We start from the raw sequence: 1,555 nt of genomic DNA on the forward strand, positions 1-1,555 counted from the left end.
CGGTCGTCCATGCCCAGCACCACCTGCTTCCATGTGCCATGCGCCAGCAAGCCGCAGCACAGCATGGCGATCAGGTCGGCAGAGAAGCGGCAGAGGCGTTGCCCCTTTTCGCCCAGCCGGGCGACCACGCTCGACATCCCCAGGTGGGCGTTGTCCTTCATCACCAGCAGCGCCCCGATCAGGGTCAGCCACATGAAGACGAAGCGGGACACTTCCTCGGAAAAGGTGATGCCGGAGTTGAATAGATAGCGCAGGACCACGTTGCCGAAGACCAGCACGATCATCACGCCCAGGAGCGCGATGAGCAGCCAGTCGACAGCACGCGAAACAGGATTGGATTTCATGTGCTTGGAGCGCCAATGGTGTTTACTTGATGGCGTCCACAGCCGTCAGCAGTTCAGGCCCGTTCTTGGCGATGAACGATTTGCGCAAGTCGTCATTCACCAGTGTTTTGAAGGGCGCCGGGTCAAAGGTTTCGATGACCTGCATGCCGTTCTTCTTGAGCTCGGCAATAACGTGCGCTTCATTCTTCTGGTTCAGGTTGCGCTGCAACAGCTTGCCGTCCGCCGCTGCAGACAGCAACACCTTTTGCAGTTCGGGAGACAGCGCGTCGAACTTCTGCTTGTTGAACACCACCGGCATCGCGGTGAAGGCATGGCGGGTCATGGTGAGGTGTTTTTGCACCTCGTAGAACTTGGAGGCGTAGGTGATGTCAATCGGGTGCTCCTGCGCGTCCACCGCGCCGGCTTCAAGCGCCTGGTACAACTCGCCCAGTGGCATCGGAACCGGATTCGTGCCCAGCAGTTTCCAGGCCTGCACATGGGTCGGATTGGGGGTGGTGCGGATCTTGAGGCCCTTCACATCCGCCGGCGTGCGAACGGCGCGGTTCTTGGTGGTGATGGAGCGAAAGCCGACCTCCCAGAAGGCCAGTTGTTTGAGGCCGCCGGTTTCGAGTCCTTTCATCAGGGACTGGCCGATATCGCCGTCCACGGTCTTGTAGGCATGGGCCTGGTCGCGGAACAGGAAGGGGATGTCCAGCACATCCAGACGCGGCACCAGGCCGGCAAAATTGCCGCTGCCAGCCATCATCATCTCGATGGTGCCGCCGCGCACCGCGCCAATCACGGTGGAATCATTGCCGAGTTGGCTGCCGGGGAAGACCTGTACTTCGAGTTTGCCGCCGCTGCGCTCCTTGACCAGTTTGGCAAATTCGAGCGCAGCCTGGTGCTGCGATGTCGCTTCCGGCCCGGCATGGGCGAAGCGGATTTTGGTGACCTGCGCATTGGCGCTCAAGCCAGCGGCGAGCAAGGCGGTGGACAGTGCGAATTTGAGAAAGCTACGGTGTTTCATGGTTTTGTCTCCTGTAAAAATTATTCGATCGCTTGCTTGCGAAATAAGTAGGCTTACCTGGCCCAGATCTTCTTGTAGACCGTGCGGTAGCCGTTATCGGGGTCGAAGCTGTTGTTCGGTCCGCCATCACCCTTGATGTTGTCGAGAGTCACCAAATGCACCGGGGTGGAATAGCCGCTGGCCTTCTGGCCGGCCAGGGCGCGGT

2 protein-coding genes are annotated in these 1,555 nt (G+C 59.7%); both read right to left on the bottom strand.

Going from position 1 to position 1,555, the window contains the following annotated elements; translation table 11 throughout:
- On the bottom strand, window positions 1-344 hold a 344-nt coding region (locus tag Q7T36_RS11870; RefSeq protein ID WP_304848547.1), incomplete at its 3' end, for a TRAP transporter small permease.
- Between the two features lie 22 nt (window positions 345-366).
- Entirely contained in the window at window positions 367-1,350 is a 984-nt protein-coding gene (locus Q7T36_RS11875) for a TRAP transporter substrate-binding protein (RefSeq protein ID WP_304848550.1), read from the bottom strand.
- Between the last annotated feature and the right edge of the window lie 205 nt (window positions 1,351-1,555).

Source organism: Fluviicoccus sp., from assembly GCF_030646115.1.
Classification (GTDB): domain Bacteria; phylum Pseudomonadota; class Gammaproteobacteria; order Pseudomonadales; family Moraxellaceae; genus Fluviicoccus.